The sequence below is a fragment of the Bradyrhizobium sp. CCBAU 51627 genome, from assembly GCF_028128765.1.
Lineage (GTDB): Bacteria > Pseudomonadota > Alphaproteobacteria > Rhizobiales > Xanthobacteraceae > Bradyrhizobium.
In genome coordinates this window covers 242,037-261,971 of the sequence record NZ_LBJG01000005.1, presented here as the reverse complement: position 1 = coordinate 261,971, position 19,935 = coordinate 242,037, and the positions used below count along the sequence as shown (strand labels likewise).

The following is a 19,935-nucleotide window of genomic DNA, read 5'->3' as shown; positions in this document are numbered from 1 at the left end:
TTAGCCCCCGCCCGGATAGTTCGGGCTCTCGCGGGTGATCGTGACGTCGTGGACGTGGCTTTCGCGCAGGCCTGCGCCGGTGATGCGGACAAACTGCGCCTTCTCGTGCAGCTCCTTCATGTCCTCGGCGCCGACATAACCCATCGCGGCGCGCAAGCCACCGGCGAGCTGGTGCATGACGTTGCCGACCGGTCCCTTATACGGCACCTGGCCTTCGATCCCTTCAGGCACGAGCTTGAGCGAATCCTTGATGTCCTGCTGGAAGTAGCGATCCGCAGATCCCCGCGCCATCGCTCCGACCGACCCCATGCCGCGATAGGCCTTGTAGGAACGCCCCTGCCACAGGAACACTTCACCCGGCGTCTCGTCGGTGCCGGCGAGCAGCGATCCGACCATCGCAATGTCCGCACCGGCGGCGAGCGCCTTGGCGAGATCGCCGGAGAATTTGATGCCGCCATCGGCGATGACGGGGATGTCCGACTTCTTGGCCGCCTCGACCGCGTCCATGATCGCCGTAAGCTGCGGCACGCCGACGCCGGCGACGATGCGCGTGGTGCAGATCGAGCCCGGGCCGATGCCGACCTTGATGCAGTCTGCACCGGCATCGATTAGCGCCTGCGCGCCATCTGACGTCGCGACGTTGCCGGCGACGACCTGCACCGAGTTGGACAGGCGCTTGATGCGGTTGACCGCGTGCAGCACGTGGCGGGAATGGCCGTGCGCGGTGTCGACGACGACAAGGTCGACGCCGGCATCGATCAAGCGCTCGGTGCGCTCGAAGCCGGTGTCGCCGACCGTGGTGGCGGCGGCGACGCGCAGGCGACCCTGCGCATCCTTGCAGGCGAGCGGATGGGCGACCGCCTTCTCCATGTCCTTGACGGTGATCAGGCCGACGCAGCGATACTGGTCGTCGACGACAAGCAGCTTCTCGATGCGGTGCTTGTGCAGCATCCGCCGCGCCTCGTCCTGGCTGACATTCTCGCGCACCGTGACGAGATTCTCGCGCGTCATCAGCTCGGAGACTTTTTGCCGGCGGTCCGTGGCGAAGCGGACGTCGCGGTTGGTGAGGATGCCGACCAGCTTGCCGGGCGTGTTCTTGCCGGCGCCGGTGACAACGGGAATGCCGGAAATGCCGTGGTCGCTCATCAGCTTGAGCGCGTCGTCGAGCGAGGCCTCGGGGCTGATGGTGAGCGGGTTCACCACCATGCCCGACTCGTAGCGCTTGACCTGCCGCACCTGGGCGGCCTGGCCTTCGGGATCGAAATTGCGGTGGATGACCCCGAGGCCGCCGGCCTGCGCCATGGCGATCGCCATGCGGGCCTCGGTGACGGTGTCCATGGCCGAGGCCATGATCGGGATGTTGAGCGGGATGGCGCGGGTGACGCGGGAACGGATGTCGACCTCGCCCGGCATGACGTCGGACAGGCCCGGCTTCAACAGCACGTCGTCGAACGTAAAGGCTTCGCGGATGCCCTGAAGTTGCACCGTGGCCATATGCCAACTCCTTCCTGCGGCCGTGCCGCAAATGACGATGGATGAGCGCCGCCCTCGACGTACCTTGCGGCATCGCCTTGAGAATCGGAGCCCATCGGTGGGGTTGACGCGGGTCGATAGCACGGCCGCGCGACGAATCAAAGCAAATCGCACCGCCGGCCAGCCATGCACAGGCCTTTTTAGGTAAATTCAGCGGGAAAAGGCCATCCACACGTCATTCCGGGGTGCGCCACCACGTGGCTCCGAATGACTAGGGGGCGCGATGGCGGCAGCGAGGGCTACCCAAAGCAGGGGCTCACGCCCTTGTTACGCGGGGGGCTATGCGTCGATCTGGAATGGTCCGGCGCCAGCGACGGTGATAAGCCGCAATCCTCGTCCTTTCTGCCCCATTTCATTACCACTCCGTCATGGTCGACAAGCAACGCATCATTCCGCTGATCGTGGCCACCGCGCTCTTCATGGAAAACATGGACTCGACGGTCATCGCCACCTCGCTGCCGGCGATCGCGGCCGACATCGGCACCAGCCCGTTGACCCTGAAGCTTGCAATCACCTCCTACCTCTTGTCGCTCGCGGTGTTCATCCCGGCAAGCGGCTGGACCGCCGATAGGTTCGGCGCGCGCATGGTTTTCGCAATCGCCGTCGGGGTGTTCATGATCGGATCGGTCGGCTGCGCGCTGTCGGGCTCGGTCACCGACTTCGTGTTCGCGCGCATCCTGCAAGGCATGGGCGGCGCCATGATGACCCCGGTCGGACGTCTCGTGCTGCTGCGCTCGGTCGACAAGAGCGCGCTGGTCAACGCCATGGCCTGGGTGACGGTCCCTGCCCTGATCGGTCCCGTGATCGGCCCGCCGCTCGGCGGCTTCATCACCACCTACGCGTCGTGGCACTGGATCTTCCTGATCAACATTCCGATCGGGCTGCTCGGCATCTTCATGGCGCTCCGTTTCATCGATCCGATCAAGAGCGAGACGCAGGAAAAGTTCGATCTCTACGGCATGATGCTCGCGGGGCTAGGACTTGCCGGCATCGCCTTCGGCCTCTCGGTCGCCGGCCTCAATCTCCTGCCCTGGAGCACGGTTGCGGCCCTCGTCATCGGCGGCGCGATTTCGATGACGCTCTACGTCCTGCACGCCCGCCGCACGGGCTCGCCGGTGCTGGACTTCTCGCTGCTGAAGCTTCCGACGCTGCGCGCGGCGGTGTTCGGCGGCTTCATGTTTCGGCTCGGCATCGGGGCGCTGCCTTTCCTGCTGCCGCTCCTGATGCAGATCGGCTTCGGGCTGTCGCCGTTCCATTCCGGCCTCGTCACCTTCGCGTCCTCGCTCGGGGCGATGGGCATGAAGACGCTGGCCGCGCGCCTGATCCGCGCCTTCGGTTTCCGCAATTTGATGACTGTGAACGCGATCGTCAGCGCATTCTTCCTCGGCGTCTGCGCGCTGTTCACGGTGACGACGCCGCTTCTGATTATCATGGTGATTCTGGTGGTCGGCGGCTTCTTCCGCTCGCTCGAGTTCACCGCGATCAACACGGTCGCCTATGCCGACGTCGAGAGTCCGCAGATGAGCCGCGCCACTACACTCGCCAGCGTCAACCAGCAGCTCGCGGTCTCCGCCGGCGTTGCGGTCGGCGCAGCTTGCGTCGAGACGACGATGTGGGTCAACCATGTCAGCGAGATCGACGCCACGGTGTTCGCGCCCGCCTTCGTCGTGGTGGCGCTGACCTCGGCGGCATCGAGCTGGTTCTTCTGGCAGATGCCCAGCGATGCCGGTCACGAGATCTCCGGCCGCAAGGCGGTGGAAATTGCCAGCCGCAAGGGCGCCGGCAAGGGCGCGGCCAATGCCGCCGTCAAGGCAGCGACTGAGGATACCCAGGACGTGCGAGACCAGCGGTTGGGGTAAGCCTTACTCAAACGGCGCGAGATACTCGGCGTCGTCGCGGCAAAAGCCGGGACGACAGCCGAGCTATTGCTCCCTCGCCTTGCCCCGGAATCCCGTCGCCAGCACGTAGCGCTCGGAGGAATCCTGCCGGCTTGCTGCCGGCTTGACGTGGCGCACGGTTGCAAAGTCGCGCTTGAGCTGGGCGAGCAGATCGGCATCGGCGCCGCTCTGGAATGTCTTGGCCAGGAACGTGCCGCCGGGCTTGAGCACGTCGCAGGCGAACGCCGCCGCCGTCTCGACCAAGCCGACGATGCGGAGTTGGTCGGTCTTGCGATGGCCCGTGGTGTTGGCGGCCATGTCGGACATGACCACGTCGGCGCCGCCGCCCAGCATCGCGGTGAGTTTTGAAGGCGCGCCATTGTCCATGAAATCGAGCTGCGCGAAATCGACACCTGGAATTTCCGGCATCTCCAAGAGATCGATCGCCACGACCTTGCCCTTGGCGTCGACCGAGCCAACGCGCTTGGCGGCGATCTGGCTCCAGCCGCCGGGCGCAGCGCCGAGATCAACCACCGCCATACCCGGCTTGAGCAGCCTAAACTTGTCGTCGATCTCCAGCAGCTTGAAGGCCGCGCGCGAGCGATAGCCGGCCGCCTTGGCCTTGGCGACATAGGGGTCGTTGAGCTGCCGCTCCAGCCACAGCTTCGATGACAGCTTGCGCTTGCCGCCGGTCTTGACCTGGACGTGCAAACGGCCGGTGGTGTCTTTCGCCATCTCACCAGCTCCTGAGTGCGCCGTCCTCGCGCATCATCTCGACCAGCATGCCCTCGCGCAGGCCGCGGTCGGCGACGCGCAGGCGCGGCAGCGGGAACGCGCGCCTGATCGCATCGAGGATGGCGCAACCGGCCAACACGAGATCGGCGCGCTCGATGCTGATGCAGCTGTTGTTCGCGCGCTCCTCATAGCTCATGCCGAGCAGCTTGTTGATGGTCGCGGCGATGTCGGCATCGTTCATCCAGATGCTGTCGATGCGGCGGCGGTCGTAGCGTGCCAGGTTGAGATGAATGCCGGCGAGCGTCGTCACGGTGCCAGATGTGCCGAGCAGATGCATGTCGGCGAGATCGCGACCATGCTGTTCCGCGAAGGGCGCGACATGATGTGCGACCTCGCGCTCCATCGCAGCATAGATCCCCGGCGTCACGTCGCGGCCGCCGAACTGCTCGGCCAGCGTGACCACACCGTACGGGATCGACATCCACGCCTTGATGCGCGGCTCCGGATTTTGCGCATCGCGCTCGATCCGCACCAGTTCGGTCGAGCCGCCGCCGATATCGAACAGGATGGCGCCGCGTCCCCTGGGATCGACCAACGGCGCGCAGCCGAGCACGGCGAGCGCGGCTTCCGTCTCGCGGTCGATGACCTCGAGCTCGATGCCGGTCTCTGCCGCGACGCGGCTGCGGAAGTCTTCCGCATTCGAGGCGGCGCGGCAGGCTTCGGTCGCGATCAGCCGCAGCCGCTTCGCCTTGCGAAGATTGATTTTGTCGCGGCAGATGCTGAGCGCCGCAATGGCGCGATCGATCGCGGCCTCGCTGATGTTCCCTGTGGCCGAGACGCCCTCGCCGAGCCGGATGATGCGCGAGAAAGAATCGACCACGCGGAAGCCCTCGTGGGTCGGACAGGCGATCAGCAGCCGGCAATTGTTGGTGCCGAGGTCGAGCGCCGCATAGACGCCGGTTCCCGACGCCTGCGCGGGGACGGCCGGATCAGTGGCCAACGCCACCGCCGCCATCGACCCCTCCAGCTCACCGTGCGGCCCATGGCCGTCGCGGAGCCGCGTGTGGTCATTCATACAAACTGTCTTTCCGAGGCCGCTGGGGCCGGTCAGGAATTGCTTTTTCGCCTGAAACATTAGCAGCGCGGCAGGCCTGCGCAACAACGCATCACATGGGACCATGCTCATTCGTGCGTTGTCGTGAACGGGTCCGTGGTCTATCTGAAAGGTGTCCGGCCGCTCCAGGCGCCCCGCGAAATCGCGCAATTGCCGGCTTTTCAGGTCGATTCCATGCAAGAACATACCAAATCGTCCACGCTCGAAAACGCTATTGCACTGCAAAAATATGGCGTCGGGCAACCGGTCCGCCGCAAGGAGGACGACACGCTGGTGCGCGGCAAGGGCCGCTACACCGACGATTTCAACCTGCCCGGCCAGGCCTATGCCGTGATCGTCCGCTCGACCCATGCCCACGGCATTATCCGCGGCATCGGTATCGCCGCAGCCGAGGCGATGCCGGGCGTGCTGGGGGTATGGACCGGCAAGGACCTCGATGCCGCCGGCCATGGCCCCTTCACCTGCGGCCTGCCGCTGAAGAGCCGCGACGGCTCACCCCTGCTCCAGACCAACCGTCAGCCGCTGGCGACCGACAAGGTCCGCTTCGTCGGCGATCCCGTCGCCTTCGTGGTCGCCGAGACGCTGGCCCAGGCGCGCGATGCAGCCGAGGCGGTCGAGCTCGACATCGATCCGCTGCCTGCCGTGACCGATCCGGAGGAAGCCGCCAAGCCCGGCGCGCCGCAGCTCTATGATCACATCCCGAACAATGTCGCGCTCGACTATCATTATGGCGACACGGACAAGGTCAACGCGGCCTTTGGCAGCGCCGCCCATGTCACCAAGATCGACATCGAGAACACCCGCGTTGCCGTGGTGTCGATGGAGCCGCGCGTCGGCCTTGCCTCGTATGACAAGAAGACCGAGCGCTACACCATCCAGATGCCGACGCAGGGCGTTGCGGGCAACCGCGCCAACCTTGCCAAGAACCTGAAGGTGCCGAACGAGAAGGTGCGCATTCTCACCGCCAATGTCGGCGGCTCCTTCGGCATGAAGAACGTCAACTACCCCGAATACATGTGCATCCTGTACGCGGCGAAGCAACTCGGCCGTCCCGTGAAATGGCTGGACGAGCGCTCGACCAGCTTCCTGTCCGACAGCCATGGTCGGGCGCAGAAGATCCATGCCGAGCTCGCGCTCGATGCGGAGGGGCATTTCCTCGCGGCTAGGCTGTCCGGCTACGGCAATCTCGGCGCCTATATCACCGGCGTTGCGCCGAGCCCGCTCTCGCTCAACACCGGCAAGAATTTCTCCAGCGTCTACCGCACGCCGCTGATGGCGATCGACATCAAGACGGTCTTGACCAACACCACGCTGATGGGGGCCTATCGTGGCGCTGGCCGGCCCGAGGCCAACTACTACATGGAGCGGCTGATCGACCGCGCCGCCGACGAGATGGGCATCAACCGCCTGACCTTGCGCAAGCGCAATTTCATCAAGCCGAACCAGATGCCGTTCGCGGCCTCTTCCGGCGTCACCTATGACAGCGGCGACTTCCAGTCCGTGTTCAACCAGGCGCTCAAGATCTCCGACCACGAGAATTTCGCCAAGCGCAAGAAGGAGAGCAAGAAGGCCGGCAAGCTGCGCGGCATCGCGGTCGGCTCGTATCTGGAGGTCACCGCGCCGCCAAGCCCCGAGCTCGGCAAGATCGTGTTCGACCCTGACGGCACCGTGCAGCTGATCACCGGCACGCTTGATTACGGCCAGGGCCACGCGACGCCGTTCGCGCAGGTGCTGTGCGCCCAGCTCGGCGTGCCGTTCGAGAAGGTCAAGCTCGTGCAGGGCGACAGCGACATCGTTCACGCCGGCAACGGCACCGGTGGCTCGCGCTCGATCACCGCGAGTGGCATGGCCATCGTTGAGGCGTCCAAGCTCGTCATCGAGAAGGGCAAGCGCGCCGCGGCGCACATGCTGGAGGCGTCAGAGGCCGACATCGAGTTCGAAGGCGGCAGCTTCACCATCGCCGGCACCGACCGCTGCATCGACATCATGGAGCTCGCGAAGAAACTGCACGAGGGCAAGGTTCCGGACGGCGTGCCCGACAGCCTCGACGTCGACCACACCAGCGAGCCGGTGCCATCGGCATTCCCGAACGGCTGCCACGTCGCCGAGGTGGAGATCGATCCTGACACCGGCCTCGTCGAGATCGTGCGCTACAGTGCGGTGAATGATTTCGGCACCGTGATCAATCCGATGCTGGTCGCCGGCCAACTCCATGGCGGCGTGGTCCAGGGCATCGGCCAGGCGCTGATGGAACACATCCGCTACGACGAGAGCGGCCAGCCGATCACGGGCTCGCTGATGGACTACGCCCTGCCGCGCGCAGGCGACGTGCCCAACATGACGGTCGGCGACCATCCGGTGCCGGCCACCACCAACCCGCTCGGCAGCAAGGGCTGCGGCGAAGCCGGCTGTGCCGGCAGCCTATCGACGGTGGTGAATGCGGTGCTCGATGCGCTCTCCGACTACGGCATCAAGCACATCGACATGCCGCTGACCCCGGAGCGCGTCTGGCGCGCGATCCAAGACGCGAAGGGCAAGGCGGCGTAAGGGGCGCGCTTTTGCCTTCGCGACAATGCTGTCATCGCCCGGCTTGACCGGGCGATCCAGTACTCCAGCATTGATTGACCGAGAGGCTGCGGCGCACTGGATGCCCCGCCCTCGCGAGGCATAACAGCGTCTTTGGAGCGGCGAGCTTGCCTCTCGGCGTGCCTACGCCGCCGCCTGCTCGCGCGGCTGGTAGATCGCGGTGTGCTGGCAGTGCGCAATTGGCGTCGTGCCGTTGGCAACGACCAGCGCGTCGAGCTCGACGAAGCGGTGGCCCTTTTTCTCGTAATTGGCGGTGACTTTCGCCCGCGCAATGATCTCGTCACCGGTACGCGCGGCGGAGAGCAACTGCATGCGGCTGCCGACGTGGATCCACGGGCCCAGAATGGTATTATCGACCAGCACGCGGTTCATCACGCGCTGAATCAGGCCGGGATGGCCGAGCCCTTCGCGCGCGAAAATCGGCTCGGTCTCCCTGACATCGGCGAGATAATCGTTCGCAGCCTGCCCGGCCCAGCGGCGCGGCGCCGTGCCAAGCCATTTGCCGACCTCGAAGATTTCTGGGCTGACCGGCTTGCGCGCGACCACCGCGGGCACAGCCACATAGTCGCTCAGCGCGACCGCCGGTGGGACCGCCGGCAGCGATGCAGTCCCGGTGGCGCACAGCTCGGTGCGACTGAACACCTCGAGCGTCAGCAGCCCGTTGTGCTCGGTCGCATCCACATCCGCCGTCTCGCCGTCATAGACCGGCTTGATGAAGCGGGCCTCGACCAGCCCGCGCTCCAGGAAATCTCGCCCCCAGCTGGCGATCGGCACGTGCATCATGTAGGCGAAGACATCGACGCCGGGGACCAGCCCACCTTCAAAACCGAAGCGGCGTGCCACCGTGTCGTCGTGCATCTTGTTTTCGGACTGTTTTGCGGTGTTGTAGGCCTCGACGCGCCAGGTTTCCAGCCGGTTCGGCATGAGGTCATCTTCCCTGTATTCTTGTTGTTTCGAGCCCGATCGTAGGCCCCGGGGAACACCGGTCAATCCCCTCGCCTTTGCGGCCCGAATGGGGTACCACGCGCCGAATGACTGACACCCCCACCCGCATCTATGTCGACGCCGACGCCTGCCCGGTGAAGGACGAGATCTACCGCGTCGCGCTCCGTCACAGCGTGCCCGTGCGCGTCGTCGCCGGCAATTTTATTCGCGTGCCGCAGGACCCGCTGATCGAGCGTATCGCGGCCGGCTCCGGCATGGATGCGGCCGACGACTGGATTGCCGGGCGGGCGAGGCCCGGCGACGTGGTCGTCACATCGGACATTCCGCTGGCAAGCCGCTGCGTCAAGGCGGGCGCCGAGGTGATCGCGCCGAATGGCAAGCCGTTCACGGAAGAATCGATCGGCATGACTCTGGCCGTGCGCAATCTGATGACCGATCTGCGCTCGGCCGGCGAAGTGACGGGCGGCCCCCGCTCGTTCTCACCGCGCGACCGCTCCGCCTTCCTCTCGGCGCTAGACCAGACGCTGCGCCGGATCCAGCGCCGCCGCGCCGACCAGGCCGCCACGAGCCAAGGCTAGTTATGGCACCGCCGCTGATCCAACTCAAAGATATCAAGCTCACCTTCGGCGGCACGCCGCTGTTGTCGGGCGTCGAGCTCAACGTCGCACCATCCGAGCGCGTCTGCCTGATCGGCCGCAACGGCTCCGGCAAGTCGACGCTGCTGAAGATCGCGGCAGGCCTGATCGAGCCGGACAGCGGCACGCGCTTCGTGCAACCTGGCGCCACCGTTCGTTACCTGCCGCAGGAGCCGGACTTCGGCGGGCACAAGACCACGCTGAGCTATGTCGAGTCCGGGCTCGCCCCCGGCGACGACCAGCACCAGGCACGTTACCTGCTTGAGCAACTCGGCCTCACCGGCGAGGAGAACCCGCACAACCTCTCCGGCGGCGAAGCACGGCGCACCGCGCTGGCCTATGTGCTGGCGCCCTCGCCCGACATTCTGCTGCTGGACGAGCCGACCAACCATCTCGATCTGGCTACTATCGAATGGCTGGAACAGGAGCTCGACTCCCGGCGCAGCGCGCTGGTGATCATCAGCCACGACCGTCGCTTCCTCACCAATCTCTCGCGTTCGACCGCCTGGCTCGACCGCGGCAAGATCAAGCAGATCGATCGCGGCTTTGCCTCGTTCGAGAGCTGGCGCGACGAGGTGCTTGCGGAGGAAGAGCGCGACCAGCACAAGCTGGACCGCAAGATCGTCGACGAGGAGCACTGGCTGCGCCACGGCGTCTCCGGACGGCGCAAGCGCAACGTCAAGCGTCTCGCCAACCTGCATGCGCTGCGCGACCAGCGCCGCAATTATCGGGGCACGGCCGGCACCGCCAGTCTCGCCGCCGCGGAAGCCGAGCAATCCGGCAAGCTGGTGATCGAGGCGAAGGGCATCACCAAAGCGTATGGCGACCGTGTGATCGTCGACAGTTTCTCCACCCGGATCCAGCGCGGCGACCGGCTCGGCATCATCGGCCCGAACGGCGCCGGCAAGACCACGCTGGTCAATCTGCTCACCGGCGCAACGCAGCCGGATTCCGGGACTGTGCGGCTAGGTGCCAATCTGGAGATGGCGACGCTCGACCAGCACCGCGAAAGTCTCGATCCCAAATCGACGCTGGCAGAAGCCCTGACCGGCGGCCGCGGCGATCACGTCATGGTCGGCGGCAAGCCGAAGCATGTCGTCGGCTACATGAAGGACTTTCTGTTCGCGCAGGAGCAGCGCGGCACGCCGTTGGAAGTGCTCTCCGGCGGCGAGCGCGGCCGCCTGATGCTGGCACGCGCGCTGGCAAAGCCTTCGAACCTGCTGGTACTGGACGAGCCGACCAACGATCTTGATCTCGAAACGCTCGACGTGCTCGAGGAGATGCTCGGCGACTACGAGGGCACAGTCATCCTGATCAGCCATGACCGCGACTTCCTCGACCGCGTCGTCACCTCCGTGATCGCTCCGGAGGGCAACGGCAGGTGGATCGAATATGCCGGCGGCTATAGTGACATGCTGGCGCAGCGCGGCGCGGACTTGAAGCGCGAGACGGCGAAGACGCAGCCAGCTGGAGAGAAGAAAGAAGAGCGCGCGGCTCCGCCCGCTTCGACGGCAAAGCGAAAGCTCAGCTTCAACGAGAAGCACGCGCTGGAAACACTGCCGAAGAAGATGGAAACGCTGCAGGCCGATATTGCCAAGCTGCAACGCGTGCTGGACGATCCCAACCTCTATGCCAGGGATCGCAGGAAATTCGACGACACGTCAGCTGCCATCGCCAAGGCGCATGAGGAACTGTCCGCCGCCGAAGAGCGCTGGCTCGAACTTGAAATGCTCCGCGAAGAGATAGAACAGGCATAACTTATGACAACAACTCTCGCCGCCAAGATCGCCCGTGAATACGGCACGCCCTGCGCTGTCATCGACATGGACCGCGTCGAGCGCAACATTGCGCGGATCCAGAAGGCCTGCGACGATGCCGGCATCGCCAACCGGCCGCACATCAAGACGCACAAGAACCCGACTATTGCAAAGTTGCAGGTCGCAGCCGGCGCCAAGGGCATCACCTGCCAGAAGATCGGCGAGGCCGAGATCATGGCCAATGCCGGCATCGATGACATCCTGATCAGCTATAATCTGCTCGGCGAGGAGAAGATGGCGCGCCTCGGCGCGCTGAATGCCAAGACCAGGATGACGGTCGCCGCCGACAATTCGACCGTCGTTGCCGGCCTGCCCAAGGCCGCCGCGGCGTCGGGCCGCCCGCTCTCGGTCGTGGTTGAATGCGATACGGGCCGCAAGCGCGCGGGCGTCGAGACGCCGGCCGAAGCGATCGCGCTGGCGCGCGAGATCGCCGGCTCCAAGGGGCTCGAATTCGCCGGCTTCATGCTGTATCCGACCGAGACCGGATGGGCCGACGCTCAGAAGTTTTTTGATGAGGCGCTGGCCGGCGTGCGCGCGCACGGGCTGGATGCGAAGATCGTCTCGACCGGCGGCACGCCGAATCTTGTCAACATCGGCAAGCTCAAGGGCGGCACCGAGCATCGCTTCGGCACCTACATCTACAACGACCGCATGCAGGTCGCGGCCGGCGTCGCCACCTGGGACGACTGCGCCCTGCACATCTATTCGACCGTGGTCAGCCGCGCCGCGCCCGAGCGCGGCATTCTCGATGCCGGCTCGAAGACGCTGACATCAGATACCGGCGGCCTCGACGGCCACGGCCTGATCCTGGAGCATCCCGAAGCCAAGATTGCGAAATTCGCCGAGGAGCACGGCTTCCTCGATCTCTCCCGCAGCAACACGCGGCCGAACGTCGGCGACGTCGTGCGGATCGTGCCCAACCATGTCTGCGTCGTCGTCAACATGATGGACGAGGTCCTGATGGTCCGCGGCGAAGAGATCATCGGCACGCTGCCGGTGGCAGCGCGCGGCAAGCTGCGCTAGACGCGAATGAGAGCCTGGAGCTCCCGATCCAGGCGTTCGCGGAACAGGTTGATCGGGCGGGCCAGTCGCCCGGCTGGCGGGCGATGCACCAACCATGCGCGCACGGCGGGATTGAAGTCCCGCGCAGCGACCGGCTTGAGCGAATCGCGAAACGCGCTGCGCTTCAATGCGAGCGGCGTCACCAGCCCGACTCCGAGGCCGCGTGCCACGAGCGACAGGCGAAGCTCGCTGTCGAGCGCCTCCACCGCGACCGTGAACGGCAGATGCTCGGCATCGAAGCGGCGCTTGAGCGTATCGCGAAATCCGCAGCCGTCCTGGTTGATGACCCATGAGAGCTGCGACAGGCGCTCGAGATCGACGGTGCGAGCGATCTTCGTGTCGCGCGCGACGACGAACACCACGGGCTGCGAACCGAGATCGTCAGCGACCAGATCAGCGGGCGGCGCGGCCCCGTCGGGCAGGCAGATTGCGGCGGCATCCAGCTCATTGCGGCTGACCCGCTCGACCTGGTTGGGCGACCAGCCCGAGACGATGCGCACGCTCAGCGCGGGAAATTCGGCACGCACAGCATCGAGCGGCGCGCTGAGCCCGGCCTCGGACAGAAACGGCGTGAGACCAAGTCTGAACTCGCCGCGAACGACTCCGTCATTGGCAACGCCGGCCTTGAGATCGTCAAGCAATCTCAGCAGACGGCGGCCCTGCTCATAGGCCTCGTGTCCCGCGGCCGTCGGTTTCAGCGGCTTCGACAGGCGATCCAACAACTGCGTGCCCAGCATCTCCTCCAGATTCTGGATGCGGCGCGTCACGCCAGGCTGGGTGAGGTTGAGACGCGTCGACGCCGCCACGATCGAGCCGGTCTCGACTACCGCGACGAAAGCGACGAGGTCATGGGTGTTCATGAGAAACTCGCATATTCTTTATAGGCTAAATTGAATTGTTGCATATTATGCGCGTCGCTTAAAGGGGATCACGCATCTCATCCGCGAGGTCCCATGACCATCTCCGAAACCTCCAAGCTCGCCTCTCCAAAGCAACTCGCCGAGCGATCCCTGATCCGGCTCGGCGCCGTCACCACAGGCATCGTCGTCACCAATTTATTCGCGCCGCAGATCCTGGTCGGCCTGATCGGCCGGTCGCTGGCCATGACCGCCTTCCAGGCTGGCCTCGTCAGCACGTTGACCCTGCTCGGCTATGCGCTGGGCCTGTTGTTGCTGGTGCCACTCGTCGACCTCGTCGAGAACCGGCGCCTGATCCTGCGCACACTCGGCTGCGCGATCCTCGCAGCTCTCGCGACGGCGTTCGCGCCCTCGCCTTCGCTCCTGTTGCTCGCCACGTTCGTTCTCGGAGCGTCCTGCGCGGCCATCCAGATGACAGTTCCACTGGTCGCATCCATCGTGGCGCAGGAACGTCGCGGCCAGGCCATCGGCGAAGTCATGAGCGGATTGATGATCGGCATCCTGTTGTCGCGGCCCGCGGCGAGCCTGATGGCCGATCTCTGGAGCTGGCGCGCCTATTATTTCGCCTCGGCGGTGCTCATGGCGTTGCTTGCCGCCGCACTCGGTCGCTATCTGCCGACGCTGCAGCCAGCGGCCCGCGTCGGCTACATCGACTTGCTCCGCTCGTTCCCAAGGCTGCTGCGGGAAGAGCCTGTGCTGCGCGTGCGCGCCTGGACCGCATCCCTGGTCATGGCGTCTTTCACGGCATTCTGGTCCGCGGTCGCGCTGCGCCTGCCGGATGCACCCTTTATGCTCGACGCCAAGGGCATCGCAGCCTTCGCGCTGATCGGCGTTGCGGGCGCCGCGGCGACGCCGCTCGCCGGCCGTTGGGGCGACAGGGGCTGGGCCCGGCCGATGTTCTTCGCCGCTCACCTGTGCATCATCGGCTCACTCGCCCTTTGCGCCTGCGCGGGCGTGATGGAGTCCCGCATCGCTGCGCTGCTGGTGTTGTGCCTCGGCACCATCCTGCTCGATGTCGGCATCACCGCCGACCAGACGCTCGGGCGCCGCGCCATCAATCTGCTGCGGCCCGAAGCCCGCGGCCGCATCAACGGCCTGTTCGTCGCGCTGTTCTTCGTCGGCGGAGGCGTCGGCTGCGCGGGGGCCTCGCTGGCCTGGAGCTATGCCGGCTGGACCGCAGTCTGCGCAGTCGCGGCGGGTTTCGGTATGCTCGGCCTCCTCACCGACGTTCTGACCAGGACCGGCACGTCATGATCAGAACGACCCCAGCCAACGCAGCACGCCCTCGCCCGCAGCAGCCCCCGTTGCGAACGAGGCCTGGAGGAGATAGCCGCCGGTCGGGGCTTCCCAGTCCAGCATCTCGCCGGCCGCGAACACGCCGGGCAGTTTGCGCAGCATGAAGTGCTCGTCGAGCTCCTCGAACCCGATCCCGCCCGCGGTCGAAATGGCCCGCTCGATCGGCGCGATGCCGGTGAGCTGAACCGGAACCGCATTCACCAGATCCGCCAGCTCCGCCGGCGAGAACGATGCCAGCGGCCGGCCGGATGCGATGGCCGTCTCCTGCATCAAGCCGATGCCGACGGGCGACAATTGCGCCGCCTTGCGCAGGAAATTCGCCAGCGATTGCTTGCCGCGCGTGCCGGACAACCGTGTCGTCAGCCCATCTGTGTCGAGGTCAGGCCGCAATGCGATCGTCAACGTCGCCTGCCCCAGACCCAACACCGCCTCGCGCAGCTCCGCTGACAGCGCGTAGATCGCACCGCCCTCGATGCCGCTGCGGGTGATCATGGCTTCGCCGCGCACGGTGTGCGCAGCAACCGTCAACGCGACGCCCTTGAGAGGCTGGCCTTCGAAACGGTCGCGAAACACCTCCGACCACGCAACCGTGAAGCCGGAATTCGCCGGCCGGAGCTTTGAGATGGCAATGCCTTTCGCGGCTAGCAAATCAACCCACGCGCCATCCGAGCCGAGCCGGGGCCAGCTCGCACCACCGAGTGCCAGCACGGTTGCGTTGGCAGCGATGGCTCGCGGGCCATCGGGTGTTTGAAATTGCAGGCGGCCGGTCTCGTCCCAGCCGGTCCACCGATGGCGCAACGCGAATTGCACGCCTGATGCGTCGAGGCGTCGCAGCCAGGCGCGCAGCAAGGGCGAGGCCTTGAACGTCTTTGGAAACACCCTGCCGCTGCTGCCGATGAAGGTTGGTTGCCCCAGCGCTGCACTCCAGTCGCGCAGCGCATCTGGCGGAAACGCCTCGACCGCGCGGCGTAAGCGCGGCGCCGCTTCGCGGTAGCGAGTGAGGAAATCCGCCAGCGGCTCGCTGTGGGTGAGATTGAGCCCGCCGCGGCCGGCCATCAGGAATTTGCGGCCTGCCGACGGCATAGCGTCATAGATTGTGACGTGGGCACCGCCCGATGCCAGCACCTCCGCCGCCATCAGCCCGGCGGGACCGGCCCCGATGACGGCGACGTCAGTCAGAGTTTAATCCCCGCCCGTGCCGCAGCCTGCGCGACGTATTTCTGCGTCTGCTCGAACGCGCCGGTGAGCGCCTTCGCCTTTGACATGTCGCTGATCTCGGCGAAATGCGCGGCAATCGCGTCCGGGGTCCATTCGGATTCCGGCAGGTTGATGCCTTCGCTCTCCAATATCTTGATCACGGCGAAGGAGCCGGCACCGGCGCCCATGATGGTGCGGGTCGGCGCGTCCTCGCTCAGCATGTACTCGACCGCCGGCGTGATCGCATTCGGCTTCATCAGCTGCAGCGCCTGCGGCGGCAAGAGTTCTTCCGTCATACGGGTCGCAGCCGTCGGCGAGATGATGTTGACGCGGATGTTGTTCTTGCGCCCCTCTTCCGCGAGCACGTTCATCAGGCCGACCATGCCCGATTTGGCCGCGCCGTAATTGGCCTGACCGAAATTGCCGTAGAGGCCGGAAGACGAGGTCGTCAGCACGATGCGGCCGTAATTGCGATCGCGCATGCCGGCCCAGACCGCTTTACAGCAATAGAACGTGCCGACGAGATGCACGTCGAGCACCTTCTGGAAATCGGCCGCCTCCATCTTGCCGAACGACTTGTCGCGCAGGATGCCAGCGTTGGCACACATGATGTCGACACTGCCCCAATCCTTGGTGGCACGCTCGACCATGGCAGTGACCTGTTCGAAATTCGACACGTCGGCGCCATCGGCCATCGCGGTGCCACCGGCTTTGCGGATCTCCTCGACCACGGCTTCAGCGGGCGACAGCGAGGCGCCGGTGCCGTCACGCGCGCCGCCAAAATCGTTCACGACAACCTTCGCGCCGCGGCTGGCCAGGCCCAGCGCATGCGCCTTTCCGAGACCATTGCCCGCGCCGGTGACGATGGCGACGCGTCCGTCGAACCTGATTGCCATGAGTGCGTTTCCTTTCTTCCTTCTCCCCTTGTGGGAGAAGGTGGCGCGCAAACGCCGGATGAGGGGTATCTCTCGGCAGCGGAGCTCGTGGAGAGATACCCCTCACCCGGCTTCGCGTTCCGCGAAGCCACCCTCTCCCACAGGGGGAGAGGGTAAGAGCGCTCCGGGAGAGATTTGGCAGCTTTTGAGCAGCGATGGGTCGCCGGGTCAAGCCCGGCAACGACGTCTCAGGTCAAGCGATATAGATCAGTCCGAGCCAGTCCGCGACCAGCGCGGGCTTGTCCTCGCCTTCGATCTCCACCGTCACGTTGGTGCGAGACTGCAATTCGCCTGCCTTTCGCAGCTTGGCTTCGGCCAGCACGAAACGCCCGCGGACGCGCCTGCCCGAGCGGACCGGCGAAATGAAGCGCAGCTTGTCGAAGCCGTAATTCACGCCCATCGTGGTGCCCGCAATCGCCGGCATCACTTCGTAGGACATCACCGACAACACCGACATGGTCAGGAAACCGTGTGCGATGGTGGTGCCGAACGCGATCTCCTTGGCCCGTTCGGGGTCGACATGGATGAACTGATGATCCTCGGTCACGTCTGCGAAGGCGTCGATACGGGGCTGGTCGATCAGATGCCAGGACGACACGCCGATCTCCTTGCCGACCAGGGCCTGATAGGCCTCCAGCGTGATCGGCGGCTTCTTCCAGATTTGGTTCACTTAAGTCTCACTCCGTGTTTTCGGCAGTTCCGGAAAATCCTCCTCACGGAATTCCCGGCCGCGCAGCGGATCGTTGCGATCATCGTCGCGTTCGAGCCGTCGTAGCTGCACACGGCGGATTTTGCCAGAGATCGTCTTCGGCAATTCGGTGACGATTTCGAGCCGGCGGATCCGCTTGAACGGCGCCAGCCGCCCGTGCAGGTGCTTGAAGATGGAGAGCGCCGTCTCCCGCGTGCGCTCCGCGCCCGACGTCAGCAGCACGAACGCCTTGGGGATCGCAAGCCTGATGGGATCGGGGCTCGGCACCACGGCGGCTTCCGCGACCAGCTCATGCTCGAGCAGCACGCTCTCCAGCTCGAACGGGCTGATGCGGTAGTCTGATGACTTGAACACGTCGTCGGAGCGGCCGACGAAGGTGAGATAGCCGTCCTCGTCTTCGAACACGACGTCACCGCTGCGATAAAGCTCGCCTTCCGCGCCGGACAGCTTGCCATCCTCACCCTGATAGCCCTGCATCAGGCCGGCGGGACGATCGGCGCCCAGCAGCAGCGCGATTTCGCCTTCCTTCGCCGGATGGCCGTCGGCATCGCTGACCTGCACGCGATAGCCCGGCAGCGGTCGGCCCATCGAGCCGACCTTGATCTTTTGCTCCGGCGAATTGCCGGCAAGCGCGGTGGTCTCGGTCTGGCCGTAACCGTCGCGGATGGTGAGACCCCAAGCGGCCTGCACCTGGTCGATCACTTCCGGGTTGAGCGGCTCGCCGGCGCCGCAGACTTCGCGCAAGGCAACTTTGAATGAAGCCAGGTTCTCCTGAATGAACAAGCGCCACACCGTCGGCGGCGCACATAACGTCGTGACACCGCAGCGTCCGATGGTGGCGAGCAGACCCTTGGCATCGAAGCGCGGCTGATTGACCACGAACACGGTGGCACCCGCATTCCACGGCGCGAAGAAACAACTCCAGGCGTGCTTGGCCCAGCCGGGCGAGGAAATATTGAGATGGACGTCTCCGGGCTTCAGCCCGATCCAGTACATGGTCGAGAGATGGCCAACCGGGTAGCTGCGCTGGCTGTGCCGTACCAGCTTTGGCTTTGCCGTGGTGCCCGAGGTGAAATAGAGCAGCATCGGGTCGTCGGCCTTGGTCGGACCGTCGGGCGTGAAGCTTTCCGGGGTCTTCGCCGCCTCATCATAGGACAACCAGCCGTCGGACGGTTCGCCGACAACGACGCGGACGATATTCTCGATACCAAGGCTTGCGAATTTCGCGACCTGATCCTGCGCGGCAACGACCGCCCTCGCCTTGCCGCGATCGAGCCGATCGCGCAGCTCGTCGGCGGTAAGCAGCGTGGTCGCGGGAATCACGACAACACCGAGCTTGATTGCCGCGAGCATCGTCTCCCACAGCGGTACCACATTGCCGAGCAGCAGCAGCAGATGATCGCCGCGCTTCAGGCCCTGCGCACGGAGAAAGTTCGCGACCTGATTGGAGCGCTTTGAGAGCGCAGCGAAGGACAATTTGGTTTGCTTGTCCTGGGCCGCATCGACAATCCAGAGCGCGGGCCGGTCCTTGCTCTCCGCATTCGTCGCCAGCCCCGCGTCGAACCAGTCGAGCGCCCAGTTGAAGGGGACTGGATCCGGCCAGCGGAAATCCCTGACCGCTGTCTCGTAATCGGTGCGGTGAGCGAGAAGAAACGCGCGCGCGTCCTGAAATGTCGTCATTAAGCTTTCCCGGCTAGCCCCCTAACGTGCTTGATAATTCCGGAAAAATCCACCCCGCCCTGGCCGGCTGCGTCGAAAGACTGATAGATCTCCTGCGCATGCTTGCCCAGCGGCGTCGCCGCGCCGGCGGCCTTGGCGGCATCCTGCGCCAGGGTCAGGTCTTTCACCATCAGCGCCGAGGCAAAGCCCGGCTTGTAGTCGTTGTTGGCCGGCGAGGTCGGCACCGGGCCCGGAACCGGGCAATAGGTCGTGAGCGACCAGCATTGGCCCGATGAGGTCGAGGCGACATCAAAGAGCGCCTGGTGCGAGAGGCCAAGCTTCTCGCCAAGCGCGAAGGCTTCGCTTACGGCGATCATGGAAATGCCGAGGATCATGTTGTTGCAGATCTTGGCCGCCTGCCCGGCGCCGGCGCCGCCGCAATGCACGATCTTCTTGCCCATGTTTTCCAGCACCGGCTTGGCCGCCGCGAATGCGTTCGCCTCGCCGCCGCACATGAAGGTGAGCGTGGCACCCTTGGCGCCGCCGGTCCCGCCGGAGACCGGCGCGTCAACCGAGAGCACGCCGTGCTTGGCCGCGAGCGCGTGGGCCTGCCGCGCACTCTCGACATCGATGGTGGAGCTGTCGATGATCAGCGCGCCTTTGGTCATGGCGGGAAGGACTTCATTCCACACGCCGAGCACGTGCTTGCCGGCCGGGAGCATGGTGACAACGACCTCGGCGCCCTTCGCAGCGCCCGCGGCGCTGTCCGCGATGCCGGCGCCGTCGGCCTTGGCCTGATTGCGGGAAGCCTCGACGAGATCGAATGCCACCACCTCGTGGCCGGCCTTGACGAGGTTGGCCGCCATCGGGCCGCCCATGTTGCCGAGACCGATGAATGCGATCGTGGCCATTGTCGTT

Annotated in this window: 16 protein-coding genes; 6 read left to right on the top strand and 10 right to left on the bottom strand. The window is 65.4% G+C overall.

What is annotated here, in order from left to right:
* Window positions 1-1,494 carry an IMP dehydrogenase gene (gene guaB / locus XH88_RS03435; RefSeq protein WP_271614003.1) on the bottom strand — a complete coding sequence of 498 codons (1,494 nt, stop codon included), beginning with the start codon at window positions 1,492-1,494 and terminating at the stop codon, window positions 1-3.
* 407 nt (window positions 1,495-1,901) lie between these two features.
* Here guaB and XH88_RS03430 point away from each other — a divergent pair, with 407 nt between their 5' ends.
* The gene (locus tag XH88_RS03430) at window positions 1,902-3,392 is read left to right on the top strand and encodes an MFS transporter (protein ID WP_271614002.1); all 1,491 of its coding nucleotides are present in this window, start codon (window positions 1,902-1,904) and stop codon (window positions 3,390-3,392) included.
* Between the two features lie 63 nt (window positions 3,393-3,455).
* Here the strand turns inward: XH88_RS03430 and XH88_RS03425 are convergent, their stop codons facing one another.
* Entirely contained in the window at window positions 3,456-4,145 is a 690-nt protein-coding gene (locus XH88_RS03425) for an RlmE family RNA methyltransferase (RefSeq protein WP_271614001.1), read from the bottom strand.
* A 1-nt stretch (window position 4,146) separates the two neighbouring features.
* A complete protein-coding gene (locus XH88_RS03420; protein ID WP_271614000.1) occupies window positions 4,147-5,220 on the bottom strand; it encodes a Ppx/GppA phosphatase family protein in 1,074 nt (357 codons plus the stop codon).
* 213 nt (window positions 5,221-5,433) lie between these two features.
* On the opposite strand from XH88_RS03420, the gene XH88_RS03415 reads away from it, so the two are divergent.
* Entirely contained in the window at window positions 5,434-7,806 is a 2,373-nt protein-coding gene (locus XH88_RS03415; protein WP_271614352.1) for a xanthine dehydrogenase family protein molybdopterin-binding subunit, read from the top strand.
* 162 nt (window positions 7,807-7,968) lie between these two features.
* Here XH88_RS03415 and XH88_RS03410 read toward each other — a convergent pair whose 3' ends face one another.
* Window positions 7,969-8,769, bottom strand: a complete 801-nt coding sequence (locus tag XH88_RS03410; protein WP_271613999.1) for a hypothetical protein — start codon at window positions 8,767-8,769, stop codon at window positions 7,969-7,971.
* A 107-nt stretch (window positions 8,770-8,876) separates the two neighbouring features.
* On the opposite strand from XH88_RS03410, the gene XH88_RS03405 reads away from it, so the two are divergent.
* From XH88_RS03405 to XH88_RS03395, 3 genes are read left to right on the top strand one after another with little or no spacing between them, the layout of a single operon-like run.
* On the top strand, window positions 8,877-9,368 hold the full coding sequence (locus tag XH88_RS03405; protein ID WP_271613998.1) for a YaiI/YqxD family protein: 492 nt from the start codon (window positions 8,877-8,879) through the stop codon (window positions 9,366-9,368).
* Between the two features lie 2 nt (window positions 9,369-9,370).
* Window positions 9,371-11,182 carry an ABC-F family ATP-binding cassette domain-containing protein gene (locus tag XH88_RS03400; RefSeq protein WP_271613997.1) on the top strand — a complete coding sequence of 604 codons (1,812 nt, stop codon included), beginning with the start codon at window positions 9,371-9,373 and terminating at the stop codon, window positions 11,180-11,182.
* A gap of 3 nt (window positions 11,183-11,185) precedes the next feature.
* The gene (locus XH88_RS03395) at window positions 11,186-12,265 is read left to right on the top strand and encodes a D-TA family PLP-dependent enzyme (protein WP_271613996.1); all 1,080 of its coding nucleotides are present in this window, start codon (window positions 11,186-11,188) and stop codon (window positions 12,263-12,265) included.
* Here the strand turns inward: XH88_RS03395 and XH88_RS03390 are convergent.
* Window positions 12,262-13,164: a LysR family transcriptional regulator gene (locus XH88_RS03390; protein ID WP_271613995.1), complete on the bottom strand. Its 903-nt coding sequence runs from the start codon at window positions 13,162-13,164 to the stop codon at window positions 12,262-12,264. The genes XH88_RS03395 and XH88_RS03390 overlap by 4 nt on opposite strands.
* Window positions 13,165-13,257: 93 nt before the next feature.
* Here XH88_RS03390 and XH88_RS03385 point away from each other — a divergent pair, with 93 nt between their 5' ends.
* Window positions 13,258-14,475, top strand: coding sequence for an MFS transporter (locus XH88_RS03385; RefSeq protein WP_271613994.1), 1,218 nt, complete (start codon window positions 13,258-13,260; stop codon window positions 14,473-14,475).
* Here XH88_RS03385 and XH88_RS03380 read toward each other — a convergent pair whose 3' ends face one another.
* The 5 genes from XH88_RS03380 to mmsB all read right to left on the bottom strand — a co-directional run bounded on the left by XH88_RS03380 (window position 14,476) and on the right by mmsB (window position 19,928).
* Window positions 14,476-15,696 (bottom strand): NAD(P)/FAD-dependent oxidoreductase, encoded by a 1,221-nt coding sequence (locus tag XH88_RS03380; RefSeq protein WP_271614351.1) that lies wholly within the window; start codon window positions 15,694-15,696, stop codon window positions 14,476-14,478.
* Window positions 15,693-16,610: an SDR family NAD(P)-dependent oxidoreductase gene (locus XH88_RS03375; RefSeq protein WP_271613993.1), complete on the bottom strand. Its 918-nt coding sequence runs from the start codon at window positions 16,608-16,610 to the stop codon at window positions 15,693-15,695. The genes XH88_RS03380 and XH88_RS03375 overlap by 4 nt, the downstream gene beginning before the upstream one ends.
* Window positions 16,611-16,842: 232 nt before the next feature.
* Complete coding sequence (locus XH88_RS03370; protein WP_271613992.1) at window positions 16,843-17,319, bottom strand: MaoC family dehydratase; 477 nt, start codon at window positions 17,317-17,319, stop codon at window positions 16,843-16,845.
* Entirely contained in the window at window positions 17,320-19,038 is a 1,719-nt protein-coding gene (locus tag XH88_RS03365; RefSeq protein ID WP_271613991.1) for an AMP-binding protein, read from the bottom strand. It abuts the gene before it with no gap.
* Entirely contained in the window at window positions 19,038-19,928 is an 891-nt protein-coding gene (mmsB, locus tag XH88_RS03360; RefSeq protein WP_271613990.1) for a 3-hydroxyisobutyrate dehydrogenase, read from the bottom strand. Before mmsB ends, XH88_RS03365 begins: the two co-directional genes overlap by 1 nt.
* Window positions 19,929-19,935: the final 7 nt, after the last annotated feature.